The 15,941-nt window shown below is 71.2% G+C and carries 15 protein-coding genes and 1 riboswitch; of the genes, 11 read left to right on the top strand and 4 right to left on the bottom strand.

From position 1 onward, the window contains the following. Positions 1-123: 123 nt before the first annotated feature. Positions 124-879, bottom strand: a complete 756-nt coding sequence (locus C5F48_RS16520; protein WP_258186519.1) for an FAD-binding protein — start codon at positions 877-879, stop codon at positions 124-126. A 642-nt stretch (positions 880-1,521) separates the two neighbouring features. Between C5F48_RS16520 and C5F48_RS16515 the strand changes: the two genes are divergently transcribed. Then, entirely contained in the window at positions 1,522-1,734 is a 213-nt protein-coding gene (locus C5F48_RS16515) for a hypothetical protein (protein WP_107664976.1), read from the top strand. Between the two features lie 28 nt (positions 1,735-1,762). Continuing rightward, the gene (locus tag C5F48_RS16510; RefSeq protein WP_107664973.1) at positions 1,763-2,686 is read left to right on the top strand and encodes an MYG1 family protein; all 924 of its coding nucleotides are present in this window, start codon (positions 1,763-1,765) and stop codon (positions 2,684-2,686) included. Positions 2,687-2,704: 18 nt separating this feature from the next. On the opposite strand, the gene C5F48_RS16505 is transcribed toward C5F48_RS16510, so the two are convergent. Then, complete coding sequence (locus tag C5F48_RS16505) at positions 2,705-4,405, bottom strand: ABC transporter ATP-binding protein (protein ID WP_107664972.1); 1,701 nt, start codon at positions 4,403-4,405, stop codon at positions 2,705-2,707. Between the two features lie 323 nt (positions 4,406-4,728). On the opposite strand from C5F48_RS16505, the gene C5F48_RS16500 reads away from it, so the two are divergent. Together C5F48_RS16500 and C5F48_RS16495 are read left to right on the top strand one after the other, a co-directional pair. Further along, on the top strand, positions 4,729-5,706 hold the full coding sequence (locus C5F48_RS16500; RefSeq protein WP_107664971.1) for an aldo/keto reductase: 978 nt from the start codon (positions 4,729-4,731) through the stop codon (positions 5,704-5,706). A gap of 83 nt (positions 5,707-5,789) precedes the next feature. Next, positions 5,790-6,992: an NnrS family protein gene (locus C5F48_RS16495; RefSeq protein WP_107664970.1), complete on the top strand. Its 1,203-nt coding sequence runs from the start codon at positions 5,790-5,792 to the stop codon at positions 6,990-6,992. Here C5F48_RS16495 and cobO read toward each other — a convergent pair. Then, positions 6,989-7,612, bottom strand: coding sequence for a cob(I)yrinic acid a,c-diamide adenosyltransferase (gene cobO / locus C5F48_RS16490; protein WP_107664969.1), 624 nt, complete (start codon positions 7,610-7,612; stop codon positions 6,989-6,991). The genes C5F48_RS16495 and cobO overlap by 4 nt on opposite strands. A gap of 35 nt (positions 7,613-7,647) precedes the next feature. Further along, positions 7,648-7,851: riboswitch (cobalamin riboswitch) on the top strand. A 103-nt stretch (positions 7,852-7,954) separates the two neighbouring features. Between cobO and C5F48_RS16485 the strand changes: the two genes are divergently transcribed. The 6 genes from C5F48_RS16485 to cobJ are packed head-to-tail and all read left to right on the top strand — an operon-like array spanning position 7,955 to position 14,657. After that, positions 7,955-8,317 carry a DUF1636 family protein gene (locus tag C5F48_RS16485; protein ID WP_107664968.1) on the top strand — a complete coding sequence of 121 codons (363 nt, stop codon included), beginning with the start codon at positions 7,955-7,957 and terminating at the stop codon, positions 8,315-8,317. Continuing rightward, positions 8,314-9,348, top strand: coding sequence for a cobalamin biosynthesis protein CobW (gene cobW / locus C5F48_RS16480; RefSeq protein WP_107664967.1), 1,035 nt, complete (start codon positions 8,314-8,316; stop codon positions 9,346-9,348). The genes C5F48_RS16485 and cobW overlap by 4 nt, the downstream gene beginning before the upstream one ends. A gap of 3 nt (positions 9,349-9,351) precedes the next feature. Beyond that, a complete protein-coding gene (gene cobN, locus C5F48_RS16475) occupies positions 9,352-12,588 on the top strand; it encodes a cobaltochelatase subunit CobN (RefSeq protein ID WP_107664966.1) in 3,237 nt (1,078 codons plus the stop codon). Then, positions 12,575-13,201 carry a precorrin-8X methylmutase gene (locus C5F48_RS16470; RefSeq protein WP_107664965.1) on the top strand — a complete coding sequence of 209 codons (627 nt, stop codon included), beginning with the start codon at positions 12,575-12,577 and terminating at the stop codon, positions 13,199-13,201. The genes cobN and C5F48_RS16470 overlap by 14 nt, the downstream gene beginning before the upstream one ends. After that, entirely contained in the window at positions 13,201-13,929 is a 729-nt protein-coding gene (locus C5F48_RS16465) for a precorrin-2 C(20)-methyltransferase (RefSeq protein ID WP_181247715.1), read from the top strand. The genes C5F48_RS16470 and C5F48_RS16465 overlap by 1 nt, the downstream gene beginning before the upstream one ends. After that, the gene (gene cobJ / locus C5F48_RS16460; protein ID WP_107664963.1) at positions 13,926-14,657 is read left to right on the top strand and encodes a precorrin-3B C(17)-methyltransferase; all 732 of its coding nucleotides are present in this window, start codon (positions 13,926-13,928) and stop codon (positions 14,655-14,657) included. The genes C5F48_RS16465 and cobJ overlap by 4 nt, the downstream gene beginning before the upstream one ends. Here the strand turns inward: cobJ and C5F48_RS16455 are convergent. Then, the gene (locus C5F48_RS16455) at positions 14,636-15,379 is read right to left on the bottom strand and encodes a cobalt-precorrin-6A reductase (protein ID WP_107664974.1); all 744 of its coding nucleotides are present in this window, start codon (positions 15,377-15,379) and stop codon (positions 14,636-14,638) included. The genes cobJ and C5F48_RS16455 overlap by 22 nt on opposite strands. Between C5F48_RS16455 and cbiE the strand changes: the two genes are divergently transcribed. Next, the coding region (cbiE, locus tag C5F48_RS16450; RefSeq protein WP_107664975.1) for a precorrin-6y C5,15-methyltransferase (decarboxylating) subunit CbiE at positions 15,378-15,941 on the top strand (564 nt) is incomplete at its 3' end. The genes C5F48_RS16455 and cbiE overlap by 2 nt on opposite strands.

Here is a 15,941-nt window from a genome sequence, read left to right as displayed (position 1 = left end):
CCTCGGCGATGCGGATCAGGCTGCGGCCATAGACCCCGTCGTGGGTGCGGCGGTAGTCCAGCTTGGGCCTGCTCGGACCCCCGGGGCCAGCACCAACTCCCCCGATGTCGCCCATCACATGCGTCATGTAATGCCGCCCGAGATGGTCGCTGTGGTTGCCGATGCCGCGCTCGGCACCGAGCGCGAGGCGAGCAGCAGCCGCGTCGTCTCGATCCCGCCGCAGGCCAGCACGATCTGGCGGGCGACCAGCCGCCGCTCGCTCTGGCGCTGCCGGTCCAGCACCCGCAGCGCCACGGCGCTGCCGCCGTCCGGCGCCAGCTCCACCGACAGCACGAGGTGGTCGGGGATCAGCTGCAGGTCCGGCCTGTCGCGCAGCTCGCCGCGCAGCTTGCGCCAGAGGTCGGTCGGCAGCGAGAAACGCTCGATCGTGTCGAGGTCGAGATCGGGGCAGGCGGCGCTGTTCCAGCGCAGCGGCTCGGCGAAGGCCGTCTCGTCATGCTCGGGCCGCCCGGCGTCTAGGAAGTCGAGCGCTTCGGGGACGTGCCGCTCCACCTCCTCCAGCGGGAAGGGCCAGCCCATGCCCCCGGCGCCGCGGCTGAAATCGACCCGGTCGAAGGGGATGCAGCGCCCGCCCCAGGAGGTCGAGGCCCCGCCGAGCATCCGGCGGCGATAGAGATGCGCGGCCGGATGCAGAACCGAGACCGCGTTCTCGGCGGCGAAGCTCTGGCGCTCGTCCTGCGGGTCGTGCCGCTCGTTCCCGGCCTCGATCAGCGCGATCGACAGGCCATGCCCTATGAGCCGGCTTGCCACCGCGAGCCCGGCCGGGCCGCTGCCGACGATGGCGACATCGAAGGCGCTCTGGTCGAAGGATCTGGTCACGACGCCGATCTTTCCGTCCTCTCTCTCATGCCGGGCGCCCCGCCCCGCAGGGTGATCGCCGGGCTAGGCTTCATGCGGTCCGGGAAGGCGACAGGCCAGCGCAGTACGGGTTTCGCGGAGCCCCGCGCGGGGCAGGCTCCAAGACAGGCGCGGCAAGGGGTGATCCGGCGGCGCTACGCATTCGCGAAAATCCCTTCTCAACAAGGAAACGACAGTGCAAAGGTCAGAAAATCGGGGGAAGGCTGCGCGTGCTATGGATTCAGGATTAACACGCGGGCCGGGGCCGGAACAGGAAAATCCGCTGACAGGCAGCCGCGCGGGCCCCGCGCCGGAGCCTCGGCGGCGAAGCGAATCTTCCGCGCGCCCAATTCCTGTGCGGCTTCGCCCCACGGTTGAAAGGTCCTCGCGGTGCTTATCCGAAGGTTGAAGGCGGTCGCGACCGCCCCGACTTGCCGCTTCTCGCAGGGCGGTCATGGGGCCGACTGCAGCGGGAGGGGGCCGAGCGCGGCGGCAACCGGGGGCGGAATGGCGACCACCAGAGGCAGAACCTGCGGCGCGCGACGCGCGACCCCATTGCCGTTCGCGGTTTCCTGTGTCAATCGGACGGGCTCATTCCTCAGGACCGCCAGAACCGTGACCGACATGATCCTTTCCCCCGAAGACCGCGACATGCTGCTGAAGGCGCTGCACAGCAAGGCCCCCGATGTGGTGCAGGCCCGCATGGCGAATGCCCTGCTGCTTCTGTCCGAGGGGCTGCCGGTCGAGGATGTGGCGGGGCTGCTCTATCTCGACGAAAAGACCGTGGCAGGCTGGCAGGCGATCTTCGCCCGGCGGCCCGGTCGCGCTGCGGCGTAAGCCGCTTCCCCCAAGCCAAGGCGACCCCATGACCCCGGCCTATCTCGTGACCCATTCCGGCGGCTTCCACGCCGACGAGCTGTTCTCCAGCGTCATCCTCACCCGGCTGTTCCCAGAGGCCCGGCTGGTGCGCAGCCGCGCGCCGGAATGGATCACCCCGGGTCCGGACCGCATCATCTACGATGTCGGCGGCAGCTATGATGCCGAGGCGGGGATCTTCGACCACCACCAGCGCGGCGCGCCGCTGCGCGAGGACGGCCAGCCCTACAGCTCCTTCGGACTGGTCTGGAAACAGTATGGCCGCGCCTATCTCGCCAGCTTCGACCTGCCCGAGGCGGATATCGAGGCGATCCATGCCTCCTTCGATGCCGGCTTCGTGCTGCCGATCGACCTCGCCGACAACGGCGCCTCGAGCCTCACGGGCCCCTTGGCCGGGATGGCGCTGCCGACCCTGCTGGAAACCCTGAAGCCGGTCTTCGACAACACCGACCCCGAGGCCGAGACCCGCAGCTTCGAAGCGGCGCTGGCCATCGCGCGCAGCTTCGCCGAGGCGCGGATCGCGATGAGCGCCGCCAAGCTGCGCGCCGAATCCGTTGTGCAGCAGGCCATCGCCGAGGCCGGCGAGAGCCGCATCCTCGAGCTGCCGATGGGCATGCCCTTCCGCCCCGCCGTGGTGAAGGCCGGGGCCGACCACCTGCTCTTCGTGGTGCATCCGCGCCAGCAGGACTGGTGCCTGACCGGCATCCGCCGCAACGCCGACGGGTTCGAGCTGCGCGCCGACCTGCCCGCCGCATGGGCCGGGCTGACCGACGCCGCGCTGGAGGCCGCCTCGGGCGTGTCGGGGGCCAGCTTCTGCCACAACGGCCGCTTCATCGCCGCCGCCCGCAGCCGCGAGGCGGCGCTGGCCATGGCCGAGATCGCGGTGCGCGAGGCGCTGGCCGCGACCGCCTGAGCGGCGCCGGAAGGTAGTTCAGGCCGCCAGCCTTGCATAGGCCCCGGCGCGGGCGATCAGCTCGTCATGCGCGCCGGTCTCGATGATCCGGCCCGCCTCCATCACCACGATTCGGTCGGCATTGCGGATCGTGCCCAGCCGGTGCGCGATCACCAGCGTGGTGCGGCCCTGCGACAGCGCCTCCAGCGCGCTCTGGATCTCCCGCTCCGTCTCGCGGTCGAGCGCCGAGGTCGCCTCGTCGAGGATCAGGATCGGCGGGTTCTTCAGGAAGGCCCGGGCGATGGCGACGCGCTGGCGCTGGCCGCCCGACAACATCACCCCGCGTTCGCCCACCACCGTCTCCAGCCCCTCGGGCAGGCTGGCGATCAGCGGCCCGAGCTGCGCCCGTTCCGCCGCGCGGCGGATCTCCTCGGGCGAGGCCTCCAGCCTTCCATAGCCGATGTTCTCGCGCAGCGTGCCACCGAACAGGAAGACATCCTGCGACACGAGCCCGATCTGCCGCCGCAGGCTTTCCAGCGTATAGGCGCCGAGCGGCTTGCCATCGATCAGGATGCGCCCCGCCGACGGATCGTAGAACCGCGGCACCAGCGCCAGCAGCGAGGTCTTGCCCGCGCCCGAGGCGCCGACGAAGGCCACCGTCTCGCCCGCCGCCACCTCGAGCGAGATGTCGCGCAGCACCGGCCGACCCGTTTCATAACCGAAATCGACATGCTCGAAGCGGATGTCGCCGCGCAGCGCCGGGGCGGGAGAGGCTTCCGGGGCATCGGCGATCTCGGGCTCGATGGCCAGCAGCTCCAGATAGCGGCGGAACCCGGCGATGCCGCGCGGATAGGTCTCGATCACCGCGGCGATCTTGTCGATCGGCCGGAAGAACACCCCGACCAGCAGCAGGAAGCCGACGAAACCGCCGGTGGTCATGCTGCCCTCCAGCACGAAGGCGGCGCCCGCCACCATCACCACCACCTGCACCAGCCGCATGCCCATGTAGTTCAGCGCCGAAGAGGCGGCCATGACGCGATAGGCATCGAGCTTGGTGGCGCGGTAGCGGGCGTTGTCGGCGGCGAAAAGCGCGCGCTCGTGCCGCTCGTTGGCGAAGGCCTGCACCACGCGGATGCCGCCCAGCATCTCCTCCAGCCGCACGTTGAAGGCCCCGACGCGGGCATAGATCTCCTGCCAGGTCCGGGTCATCCGCCCGCCGTAGATGGTGACGATGAACACCGTGGCCGGCACCACCAACGCGGTGATCAGCGCCAGCTGCGGATGGATCGACAGCATCAGCAGGAAGGCGCCGACGAAGGTCATCACCGCGATGAACAGATCCTCGGGCCCGTGATGCGCCACCTCGCCGATCTCCTCCAGATCGCGCGTCACCCGCGCGACGAGCTTGCCGGTGCGGGCGCGGTCGAACCAGCGCCAGGACAGCCGCGTCAGATGGTCGAAGGCCCGGGCGCGCATCTCGGTCTCGATGTTGATCCCGAGCCGGTGGCCCCAGTAGATGACGATGGCCATCAGCCCGGCGTTGAGCATGTAGATCAGCAGCAGCCCCACAGCCGCCAGCGCCGTCAGGTTCCAGTCGCCGGTCGGCAGCAGATGGTCGATGAAACCGGTGACGGCGAGCGGGAAGGCCAGTTCCAAAAGGCCGGAGAGCACGGCGCAGGTGAAATCGACCCAGAACAGCAGGCGCCAGGGGCGGTAATAGGCGAAGAACTGGCTCAGCATCGGCGGCTCCTTCCGGGGCGGAGGGGCGTGCCGCCATCCTCGCGCGGTCCTGCTGGCTATGCCGCCCGGGGCGTGCACTGGCTGATGCCGCCGGGACTTAGGCCGCAGGCCGGGCACTGTCCATCCCCGCGGTGCCGATCCAGCTGCGCGAGACACGGATTTTCTGGCGAAAATCCTGTCAGGGACGCGTTTTCTGCGAAAACGCCGTTCCGATCTTTCGTAGAAAGATCGCCTCCCCGGACTTTCGCAGAAAGTCCGCCTGCGCGGCAGACAAGCGCCGGGACAGCCGCTACTCTGCCGCCCCGGACAGAAAAGGATAGACCATGGACAGACGCAAACTCGGCACGCTGGAGGTCTCCGCCCTCGGATTCGGCTGCATGGGCCTGAACAGCTCCTACGGCCAGCCGATGCCGCGGGACGAGGCGGTGGCGCTCCTGCGTGCGGCGCATGAGCGCGGGGTGACCTTCTTCGATACCGCCGAGGTCTACGGCCCCTTCACCAACGAGGAGATCGTCGGCGAGGCGCTGGCGCCGATCCGCGACGCCGTGGTCATCGCCACAAAGTTCGGCCTCATCGGCGGCACGCCGGACAAGCGCGCCAACAGCCGCCCCGAGACTATTCGCGCCGTCTGCGAGGCCTCGCTGAAGCGGCTCTGCACCGACCGGATCGACCTGTTCTACCAGCACCGCGTCGATCCCGACGTGCCGATCGAGGAGGTGGCGGGCACGGTGGCCGCGCTGATCGCCGAGGGCAAGGTCAAGCATTTCGGCCTCTCCGAAGCGGGCGCCTCGACCATCCGCCGCGCCCATGCGGTGCAGCCGGTGGCGGCGGTGCAGAGTGAATATTCGCTCTGGTGGCGCGAGCCGGAGGCGGAGATCCTGCCGGTGCTGGAGGAACTCGGCATCGGCTTCGTGCCCTTCAGCCCCTTGGGCCGCGGCTTCCTCACCGGGGCGATCGATGCCGCGACACCGATCGCGCCCGGCGACTTCCGCGCCAAGCTGCCGCGGTTCTCGGAAGAGATGCGGCGGGCCAACCAGCGGCTGGTCGATCTTCTGGCCGAGATCGCCGGGCGGCTCGGGGCGACGCGGGCGCAGATCGCGCTGGCCTGGCTTCTGGCGCAGAAGCCCTGGATCGTGCCGATCCCCGGCACCACCAAGCTGCACCGTCTGGAGGAGAACCTCGGCGGGGCGGACCTGCAGCTTTCGCCGCAGGAGCTGGCCGAGATCGGCGGGGTGCTGACGCAGATCGAGGTGCAGGGCGACCGCTATCCGGCCGAGATGCTGGCCCAGATAGACCGCTGACGCGCAGACCCGCCGCGGCCAGCCCCCTTGCGGGACCGGGCCGCGGCGGTCCATAGCAGGTCTGCCCAATCCGGACCCGCCCGATGACCCTCTCGCCGAAGCGCCTCTCCGATCTCTGGCTCGCGCCGCACCGGCCGCTGTTCCTGGCGGCGGGGCTCTGGTCGGTCCTTGCGCTCGCCTGGTGGCAATGGGGCGTGGCGCTCGGCCTGCCGTCGCCCGGCCTCGGCACGCCGGTGCACTGGCATGCGCACGAGATGCTGGCGGGCTTCGGCGGCGCCTCGATGGCGGCCTATTTCCTCACCGCCGTCACTGGCTGGACCGGGCGGCCCCCGGTGACGGGGCGGTTGCTGCAGGCCGTTGTCGCGCTCTGGTGTCTGGAGCGGCTGGCGATGGTCTGGGGCGACAGCCTGCCGCTGCCGCTGCTGCTGCTGCCCGGGATCGGCTATTTCGGGCTGGTGGCGGGGCTGCTCTACCGCGACATCCTCGGTGCGCGCGTCTGGGGCAAGCTCGGCTTTCCCTCGGCGGTCCTGGCGCTGGGGCTGGCGGATCTGCTCTTCGTCGTGGCCGCCCGCGAGGGCACGCTGCCCTTCGACATGCAGGCGCTGACCCGCGCGCTCTGGATGTTCTTCGCCATCAAGGTTTCGGTGATCGGCGGCAAGATGCTGCCCGCCTTCACCGGCAACTGGCTCAAGCTGATCGGCAGGGGCCGCATGCCCCGGCAGAACCCGCTGGCCGACCGGCTGGGCCTTCTGCTGCTCTTCGCCGCCCTCGGCCTGACGCTCGCCGGGGTCGAGCGGGCCAGCGCCGTCGCGCTGATGCTGGCGGCGCTTGTCCAGTTCTGGCGCTTCGCCGGCTGGGCCAGCCTGACGGCGTTCGGCAATCCGCTGCTGGCGATGCTGCACCTGACCTTCCTCTGGCTGCCCTTCGGGCTGATGCTGGTCGGCCTCGCCCGGCTGTTCCCGGAGATCCTGCGCGAGGCCGATGTGGTGCATGCGCTGACCATGGGGGCGATGGGCGGGATGATCCTGTCGATCGCCGCCCGGGCGGCGGCGCGGCGCGACGGTCCGGCGCTGCGGGCCGGGCCGATGCTGATCCTCGGCTATGCGCTGATCTGGCTCGCCACGGGCGCGCGGCTGGCGGTCGATGCGCTGCCCGACCACTACGCCGGGTTGATCGCCGGGGCGGCGACGCTCTGGACCCTCGGCTGGGCGCTATTCCTGCTGGCCTTCCTGCCCACCGCGCTCGGGCCCGTCCTGCGCCCGATCTTCAGTGGGCCGAAGGCCTAGAACTCCACCCCGGCCTGCGCCTTGATGCCCGACCGGAACGGGTGCTTGACCAGCGTCATCTCGGTCACCAGATCCGCCGCCTCGATCAGCGCCTCGGCGGCGTTGCGGCCGGTCAGAACGACATGCGTCAGATGTGGCTTTTCGTCGCGCAGGAAGGCCAGCACCTCCTCCAGATCGAGATAACCGTAGCGCAGCGCGATGTTGATCTCGTCCAGCAGCACCAGCCGGATCGACGGATCGCGGATCAGCTCCTTGGCCTTCTCCCAACCGGCGCGGGCGGCGGCGATGTCGCGCGCCTTGTCCTGCGTCTCCCAGGTGAACCCTTCGCCCATGGCGTGAAACTGGCAGAGATCGGCGAAGTTTTCCGTCAACAGCCGCCGCTCGCCGGTGTCCCAGGCCCCCTTGATGAACTGCACCACGGCGCAGGGCATGCCATGGGCGATGCAGCGCAGGATCATGCCGAAGCCGGAGGACGACTTCCCCTTGCCCGCCCCGGTGTGGACGATCACCAGACCCTTCTCGCCGCTCTTGCCCTCCATCATCCGGTCGCGGGCGGCCTTCTTCTTGGCCATCTTGCCGGCGTGGCGGTCGAGTTCGGCCTGTTCCGTGCTGTCGCTCATGCGGTGCTGCTCCTTGACATCGGGGAGGCTCCTGCGTCACATGCCCCCGTGTTGGTTCCTGTTTATGACAGGCGAAGAGGGAATGCGACAGGGCTTCGGCCCGAGGCGCAGCCGCCCCCGCGACCGTGACCGGAAAGGCCGCCCGAGGCCACTGACCGCAAGGTCGGGAAGGCGGGCGTCCGTTGGGTGAAGACCCAGAATCCGCAAGCCGGGAGACCTGCCAGCACAGAGACTTAACGGGCGGACGGGGTGTTCCGCGACCGGTGTGATGACGCGCCCGGCCCGCCCTGTCGTGTCCTCCATTGGCCCGCTTCCCCCATGCCTTACGCACAAGGACCGGGGATGGCCGTCACGCTTCACGTCTGCACCACATGCCGCGCGGGACAGCCCGTGCCCGAGGGCGCGCTGCCGCCCGGCGCGCGGCTGCACGAGGCGCTCCGCGCCGGCGACCTGCCGGAGGGCGTGACGATCCGCCCGGTCGAATGCCTCTCGGCCTGCTCGCAGGGCTGCGCCGTGGCGCTCAGCGCGCCGGGCCGCTGGACCTATGTCTATGGCCGGCTGAACCCCGAGACCGACGCGCCGGCCATCCTCGCGGGGGCCGCCGCCTATGCCGGGGCCGCCGATGGCATCGTGCCTTGGCGCGAGCGACCCGAGATTTTCCGCAAACAATCCCTTGCCCGCATCCCGCCGCTGGAGGCCCCATGACCGCGCTCACCAAGATCCCCGTCACCGTCATCACCGGCTTTCTCGGCGCGGGAAAGACCACTCTAATCCGGCACCTGATGGCCAATCCGCAGGGCAAGCGGCTGGCGATCCTCGTCAACGAGTTCGGCACGGTGGGCGTGGACGGCGACATCCTGAAAAGCTGCGCCGACGAGTCCTGCCCGGTCGAGAACATCGTCGAACTGGCCAATGGCTGCATCTGCTGCACCGTGGCCGATGATTTCATCCCGACGATCGAGGCGCTGATGGCCCTGCCGCAGCGCCCCGACCACATCCTGATCGAGACCTCGGGCCTCGCCCTGCCGAAGCCCTTGCTGAAGGCCTTCGACTGGCCGGCGATCCGGTCGCGCATAACCGTCGACGGGGTGATCGCGGTGGCCGATGCCGAGGCGGTGGCGGCGGGCCGCTTCGCTCCCGACGTGGCGGCGGTGGAGGCGCAGCGGGCGGCGGATGACAGTCTCGACCACGAGACCCCGCTGTCGGAGGTCTTCGAGGACCAGATCTGCTGCGCCGACATCATCCTGCTGTCCAAGGCCGATCTGGCGGGCGAGGCGGGGCTGGCCGAGGCGCGGGCGCTGATCGCCGCCGAAACCCCGCGCGAGGTGCCGATGCTGGCGATGACCGACGGGGTAATCGACCCGCGGGTGATCCTCGGGCTCGGCGCGGCGGCGGAGGACGATCTGGCGGCGCGGCCCTCGCATCACGACGGCGCCGACGATCACGAGCATGACGACTTCGACTCGGTGGTGATCGCGCTGCCGGAAGTGGCCGACCCCGAGGCGCTGAGCGCCGCCATCGTCCGTCTGGCGCGCGAGCAGCACATCCTGCGGGTAAAGGGCCATGTCGCCGTGACCGGCAAGCCGATGCGGCTTCTGGTGCAGGCGGTGGGCGAGCGGGTGCGGATGCAGTTCGACCGGCCCTGGGGCGCCGAACCGCGCCAGTCGCGCCTCGTGGTCATCGCCGAGCATCACCACATCGACGAAGCCGCGATCCGCGCCGTTCTGGGGGCCTGACGGGTGCATCTGGTCTTCCGCGAAAGCCATGGTCTGGAAGAGGCGGAGACGCCCTTCGATCCGGGGCAGGACCCGGCGGATCTGGTCGTGCTGTCCTTCTCCGACAGCGACCTCGGGGCTTTCTCGGCGGGCTGGCACCGGGCGAAGGGCACGCTGCCCTCGCTCAGGCTCGCCAATCTGGTGGCGCTGCGCCATCCGCTCTCGGTCGACACCTATGCCGAGCGCACGCTGGGCGGCGCCAAGGCGGTGCTGGTGCGGGTGATCGGCGGCGAGGATTACTGGGCCTATGGGCTCGCCACCCTGCAGGATCTGGCGCGGCGGCAGGGCATCGCCCTCGCCGTGCTGCCCGCCGACGGGCGCGAGGATGCGCGGCTCGACCGGCTCTCCACTCTGCCGGTCTCGACCCTGCGGAGGCTGACGGCGCTCTGCGACGCGGGCGGGGCGGTGGCGGCGCAGGCGGCGCTGGCGCAGCTCGCGCTGGCGGCAGGTCTCTATGCCGGGCCGGTGATCGGCGCCAAGACCGTGCCCGACATGGGCTTCTACGACCCCGGGCGCGGCGTGATCCCGGCGCCGGAAAGCGCGGGGGTGCTGGTCAGCTTCTACCGCTCCTATCTGACGGCGGGCGACACCGCGCCGGTGGACGCGCTGATCGCGGCGCTGCGGCAGGCGGGCTTCGCCGCGCATGGCGTCTTCGCGCCCTCGCTGAAGAGCCCGGGCCTCGCCGACTGGCTCGCCCCGCATCTCCGCGCGCATCCGCCCCTGGCCATCGTCAACGCCACCGCCTTCTCGGCGCAGGGGCCCGACGGCATGACGCCCTTCGAGGCGGCGGATTGCCCGGTGTTCCAGGTCGCGCTCTCCACCGCGAGGCGGCGGGAATGGGCGGTCTCCGACCGGGGCCTCTCGCCCGCCGATCTCGCCATGCATGTCGTGCTGCCCGAGGTCGACGGCCGGCTCTTCGCCGGAGTGGTCAGCTTCAAGTCGCCGGGCAAGCGCGACCCGGCGCTGCAGTTCAATCTCTTCGCCCACCGCCCCGACGCCGCCCGAATCGAGGCCGTGGTGGCGCGGGTAAGCGCCTGGGACCGCCTGCGCCGGACGCCGGTCGGGAGCCGCGATCTGGCGCTGGTGCTCTCCACCTATCCCGGCAAGGGTTGGCAGATGGCCCATGCCGTCGGGCTCGACGCGCTGGCCTCCACCGAGGCGGTTCTGGAGGATCTGGCGGGCGCGGGCTACGGCATCGCTCCGGGCACGCCACTGGAGAGCCTGCAGCACAGTTTCGAAAGCTGGCCGCTCGACGCCTATCGCGCGGCGCTGGCCAGCCTTCCGCCGGAACTGCAGGCCGATCTTCACGACACATGGGGTGCGCCCGAGGAAGACCCCGCCTGCCGTGAAAATGCTTTTCATTTCGCTGCGCTGCGACGGGGCAGGGCGCTCGTTGCGCTGCAGCCCGAGCGCGGCGAGGCGCTGACCCGCGACGGCGATTATCACGACCTGACGCGCACGCCGCGCCACGGCTACGTCGCCTTCTACCTCTGGCTCCGCGCGCAGGCGCCGCAGGCGCTGATCCACATGGGGGCGCATGGCACGCTGGAATGGCTGCCGGGCAAGGCGGTGGCGCTTTCCGGCGCCTGCTGGCCCGAGGCGCTGACCGGCGCCACCCCGGTGATCTATCCCTTCATCGTCAACGACCCCGGCGAGGCGGCGCAGGCCAAGCGGCGCATCGGCGCGCTGACTTTGGGTCACCTGCCGCCCCCTCTGGCCGAGGCCGGGATGCCGGAGACGCTGGCCGGGCTGGAGCGGCTGCTGGATGAATATTCCACGGCCGACGGGCTCGACCCTGCACGCCGCGGTCGGCTGATCGGCGCGATCCGCGACGAAGCCCGGGCGCGGGGCGTCGAGGACGATCTGGGCATCCCGCCCGGCGCCTCCGCCGCCGAGGCCATCGTGCGGATCGACCGTTTCGTCTGCGACATCAAGGAGAGCCGCTTCGGCGTCGGCCTGCATGTCTTCGGGCGCGGCGACTGCGGCGAGGCGGAGCGTGACGGGCTCTTGTCGGCGCTCTCCGGCTGCCGTGTCCGGCCCGGTCCCGCCGGCTCGCCGCAGCGCCGGGCCGATGTGCTGCCGACCGGGCGCAACCTCTTCAGCGTCGATCCCCGCGCCGTGCCGAGCCGCGCCGCCCATGCGCAGGGCGTGAAGCTGGCCGAAGAGCTGATCCGCCGCCACCTGCAGGACCATGGCGACTACCCGCGCGGGCTGGTCATCGATCTCTGGGGCTCGGCCTCGATGCGGACGGCGGGCGAGGAATTCGCCATGGCGCTGCATCTGGCCGGCCTCGCGCCGCGCTGGGACGAGGGTTCGGCCCGGGTGGCGGGCTTCGAGGTGATCCCGCTCGCCCTCCTGGGCCGCCCGCGCATCGACCTGACGCTGCGGGTCTCGGGCCTGTTCCGCGACATCTTCCCCGGCCTTGCCCAACTCTTCGAAGCCGGGGCCGAGGCGCTGGCCGAGCGGGAAGAGCCGCCGGGGGACAATCCCTACCGCCAGCGCGCCGCCCGGGTCTTCGGCCCGAAACCGGGGATGTTCGGCCTCGGCATGGGCTCGGCGCTGGAGGAATTCACCGAAGGCGCTCGACTGGCGGCCGGCGAGGCATGGCTTGCCGCCTCGAGCTGGGCCATCGGCAAGGACGGCCAGTCGCGGCAGGACCGCCCCGGCATCGAGGCGCGGGTGCTGGCCGCCGACAGTTTCGTGCACCCGCAGGATCTGGCGGAATCCGACCTGCTGCTGGCCGCCGACTATGCCGCGCATGAGGCGGGCTTCGCCGCCGCCGTCGCCCGACTGGGCGGCGAGGCCCCCGCGCTCTACCATCTCGACACGACGCAGACGACCCCGCGCGCCCGCTCGCTCACCGAAGAGATCGCCCGCACCGTCCGCGCCCGCGCCGCCAACCCCGATTGGGCGACGGGCATGATGCGCCACGGCTTCCGCGGCGCCGCCGAGATCGCCGCGACGCTCGATCACATGGCGGCCTTCGCGCATCTGGCGCAGGTGGTGCCGGCCCATCTCTTCGACCTCTATCACGAGGCGACGCTGGGCCGCCCCGATCTCGTGGCCTTCCTCGCCGAGGCCAATCCGCAGGCGCTCGAGGCGCTGCGTTCCTGTTTCCGGCGCCTGCATGACGCGGGCCTCTGGACCCCCCGCCGCAATTCCATCGCCGCCCTGCTGGAGAGTTCCGATGCATCACTATGAAACCGACGGGGCCGCGATCTACCGCCAATCCTTCGCCATGATCCGCGCCGAGGCCGACCTCGCCCGCTTCACGCCGGAGGAGGAGATCGTCGCCGTCCGCATGATCCACGCCGCCGGTATGGTCGGGCTGGAGGCGCATGTCGCCTTCTCGCCCGGCATGGCCATCGCCGCCCGCGCGGCGCTGGAGGCGGGGGCGCCGATCCTCTGCGACGCGCGGATGGTGAGCGAGGGCATCACCCGCAGCCGCCTGCCCGCCGACAATGCGGTGATCTGCACGCTGCACGATCCCTCCGTGCCGGAGCTGGCGAAGTCGATGTCCAATACCCGCTCGGCGGCGGCGCTGGAGCTGTGGCGGCCGCATCTGGCGGGGGCGGTGGTCGCCATCGGCAACGCGCCGACGGCGCTCTTTCATCTTCTGAACATGCTCGAAGACCCCGACTGCCCGCGCCCCGCCGCGATCATCGGCTGCCCGGTGGGCTTCGTCGGCGCCGCCGAGTCGAAGGCCGCGCTGATGGAGGCCCCGCCGGTGCCGTCGCTCGCCGTGCTGGGCCGGCTCGGCGGTTCGGCGATCACCGTGGCCGCGGTCAACGCGCTCGCCTGCCGGAGGGAATGATGGGACGTGTGATCTGCGCCGGCCTCGGCCCCGGCGACCCCGACCTGATGAGCCTGCGCGCCGCCCGCGCCATCGGGCAGGCGACGCATGTCGCCTATTTCCGCAAGGCCGGGCGGGCCGGGCAGGCGCGCGCCATCGTCGAGGGCATGCTGCGGGGCGATGCGGTGGAACTGCCGATGGAATATCCGGTCACCACCGAGATCCCCTTCGCCAGCCCCGACTACACCAACGCGCTCGCCCGCTTCTACGACGACTGGGCGGCCCGGCTGACGCAGCTGGTCGAGACGACGGATGTGCTGGTGCTCTGCGAGGGGGATCCCTTCTTCTACGGCTCCTTCATGCATCTGCACAGCCGCCTGCAGGGCCGCGTCCCGGTCGAGGTGATCCCCGGCATCACCGGCATGACCGGCTGCTGGACCGCGACCGGCCAGCCGATCACCTGGGGCGACGATGTGCTGACCGTGCTGATGGGCACGCTGCCCGAGGAGGATCTGGTGCGCCACATGGGCACGGCGGATGCGCTGGTGGTGATGAAGACCGGGCGCAACCTGCCCAAGATCCGCCGCGCCCTCGCCAGCGCCGGTCGGCTCGATCAGGCCTGGCTGGTGGAGCGCGGCACCATGCCGGGGCAGCGCGTGGCGATGCTGGCCGAGGCGCCGGAGGACTGCCCGTATTTCGCCATCGTGCTGGTCCACGGCCAGGGCCGCCGCCCGGAGATTGCGGAGTGAGCGGCTGGCTGGTCATCGCCGGTCTCGGCCCGGGCGACGAGGCTCTGGTGACGCCGGAAGTCACGAACGCCGTGGCCGAAGCGACGGATATCGTCGGCTACATCCCCTATGTCGCCCGCATCCCGGCGCGTCCGGGGCTGGTGCTGCATCCCTCCGACAACCGGGTGGAGCTGGACCGCGCGCGGCACGCGCTGCAGATGGCCGCCGAGGGGCGGCGGGTCGTCGTGGTCTCCTCCGGCGATCCGGGGGTCTTCGCCATGGCCTCGGCGGTGTTCGAGGCCTTGGAGGATGCGCCCCTCTGGCAGGAACTGGACATCCGGGTGCTGCCCGGCATCACCGCGATGCTGGCGGCGGCGGCGCGGGCCGGTGCGCCGCTGGGCCACGACTTCTGCGCGATCAACCTGTCCGACAATCTCAAGCCCTGGGCGGTGATCGAGACCCGTCTTCGCCTCGCCGCGCAGGCCGATTTCGCCATGGCCTTCTACAACCCCCGCTCTGCCAGCCGCCCCGAAGGCTTCACCCGCGTGCTGGAGATCCTGCGCGAGGAATGTGCACCCGAGCGGATGATCACCTTCGCCCGCGCCGTCTCCACTCCCGAGGAACGGCTGCAGACGGTGACGCTGGCCGAGGCGCGGCCCGAGATGGCCGACATGCGCACCATGGTGATCGTTGGCAACTCCGCCACCCGTCGCGTCGGCCGCTGGGTCTACACCCCGAGGCGTGCCTGATGCAGCCAGTCCAGCACCTCGGCCACGCTCTCGACGCTCGCCCGCTCCGGCAGGGCGGGGCGGTCGATCAGGATCACCGGGATCTGCCGTTGCCGCGCCGCCTCGAGCTTCGCCCGCGCCCCCTCGCCGCCGGAGTTCTTGGCGACGATCAGCCCGATGTCCTGCGCCGCGAGAAGGGCGAGGTCGCCCTCCAAGGTGAAGGGCCCGCGGGCGATCACCGCCTCGGCCTTGGGCAGCGGCAGGGCGGGCGGCGGATCGACGAGGCGCAGCAGGTAATGGTGCTGCGGCTTGGCGGCGAAGGCCTGCAGGTGCTGCCGTCCGATGGCGAGGAAGATCCGGCCCGGCGCCTCGGGCAGGGCGGCGACGGCGGCGTCGAGATCGGGCACGCTGGTCCAGCGGTCGCCGTCGCCCGCCACCCAGGGCTTGCGCTCCAGCGCCAGCAGCGGGATGCCGATCGCGGCGCAGGCTTCAGCCGCGTTCCGGCTCATCCCGGCGGCGAAAGGGTGGGTCGCGTCGATCACATGGCTGATCCGCTCCGCCCGCAGATACTCCGCCAGCCCCGCTGCGCCGCCGAAGCCGCCGATCCGCGTCGGCAGCGGCTGGGCCACCGGCGCGTCGGTGCGCCCCGCGTAGGAGAACACGGCGTCCACCCCCGCCACGGCCAGCGCATGGGCCAGCCGGGTGGCCTCGGTGGTGCCGCCAAGGATGAGGGGGTGAAGCATGGCTGAGCCCTGGCTGTCGATCATCGGTCTGGGCGAAGATGGCCTGTCCGGTCTCTCCGCCGCAAGCCGCAAAGCGCTGGACGAGGCCGAGCTGGTCTTCGGCGGCCCGCGGCATCTTGCGCTGGCGGGCGGGCGGGGCCGCGACTGGCCGGTGCCCTTCTCGGTCGCGCCGGTGCTGGCCTGCCGGGGGCAGCGGGTAGCTGTGCTCGCCTCGGGCGATCCGTTCTGGCACGGCGCGGGCGGCAGTCTCGCGGCGCATCTTGCGCCGGGCGAATGGCAGGCCTTCCCCGCGCCCTCCACCTTCTCGCTGGCCGCCGCCCGGCTGGGCTGGCGGCTGGAAGAGGTGCTTTGCCTCGGTCTCCACGCCGCGCCCCTGACCCGCCTGCGCCCGCTGCTCGGGCAGGGGGTGCGGGCGATCTGCCTGCTGCGCGACGGCACCGCCCCGGCCGAGCTTGCCACATGGCTCGCGGCGCAGGGCTTCGGCGCTTCCCGGCTGACGGTTCTGGAATGCCTGGGCGGCCCGCGCGAGCGTATCCGGCAGGCCGAAGCCGCGTCCTTCGGG

It is taken from the genome of Cereibacter changlensis JA139 (assembly GCF_003034985.1).
GTDB lineage: Bacteria > Pseudomonadota > Alphaproteobacteria > Rhodobacterales > Rhodobacteraceae > Cereibacter > Cereibacter changlensis.
The sequence above is the reverse complement of the archived record's forward strand: the minus strand, read 5'-3'. Positions and strand labels throughout refer to the sequence as shown.

What these genes read in the sequence shown, in the direction of transcription:
- C5F48_RS16515 (WP_107664976.1), top strand. Translation starts at nt 1,522, where the DNA reads ATGATCCTTTCCCCCGAAGACCGCGACATGCTGCTGAAGGCGCTGCAC.
- C5F48_RS16510 (WP_107664973.1), top strand. Translation starts at nt 1,763, where the DNA reads ATGACCCCGGCCTATCTCGTGACCCATTCCGGCGGCTTCCACGCCGAC.
- C5F48_RS16505 (WP_107664972.1), bottom strand. Translation starts at nt 4,405, where the DNA reads ATGCTGAGCCAGTTCTTCGCCTATTACCGCCCCTGGCGCCTGCTGTTC.
- C5F48_RS16500 (WP_107664971.1), top strand. Translation starts at nt 4,729, where the DNA reads ATGGACAGACGCAAACTCGGCACGCTGGAGGTCTCCGCCCTCGGATTC.
- C5F48_RS16495 (WP_107664970.1), top strand. Translation starts at nt 5,790, where the DNA reads ATGACCCTCTCGCCGAAGCGCCTCTCCGATCTCTGGCTCGCGCCGCAC.
- cobO (WP_107664969.1), bottom strand. Translation starts at nt 7,612, where the DNA reads ATGAGCGACAGCACGGAACAGGCCGAACTCGACCGCCACGCCGGCAAG.
- C5F48_RS16485 (WP_107664968.1), top strand. Translation starts at nt 7,955, where the DNA reads ATGGCCGTCACGCTTCACGTCTGCACCACATGCCGCGCGGGACAGCCC.
- cobW (WP_107664967.1), top strand. Translation starts at nt 8,314, where the DNA reads ATGACCGCGCTCACCAAGATCCCCGTCACCGTCATCACCGGCTTTCTC.
- C5F48_RS16470 (WP_107664965.1), top strand. Translation starts at nt 12,575, where the DNA reads ATGCATCACTATGAAACCGACGGGGCCGCGATCTACCGCCAATCCTTC.
- C5F48_RS16465 (WP_181247715.1), top strand. Translation starts at nt 13,201, where the DNA reads ATGGGACGTGTGATCTGCGCCGGCCTCGGCCCCGGCGACCCCGACCTG.
- C5F48_RS16455 (WP_107664974.1), bottom strand. Translation starts at nt 15,379, where the DNA reads ATGCTTCACCCCCTCATCCTTGGCGGCACCACCGAGGCCACCCGGCTG.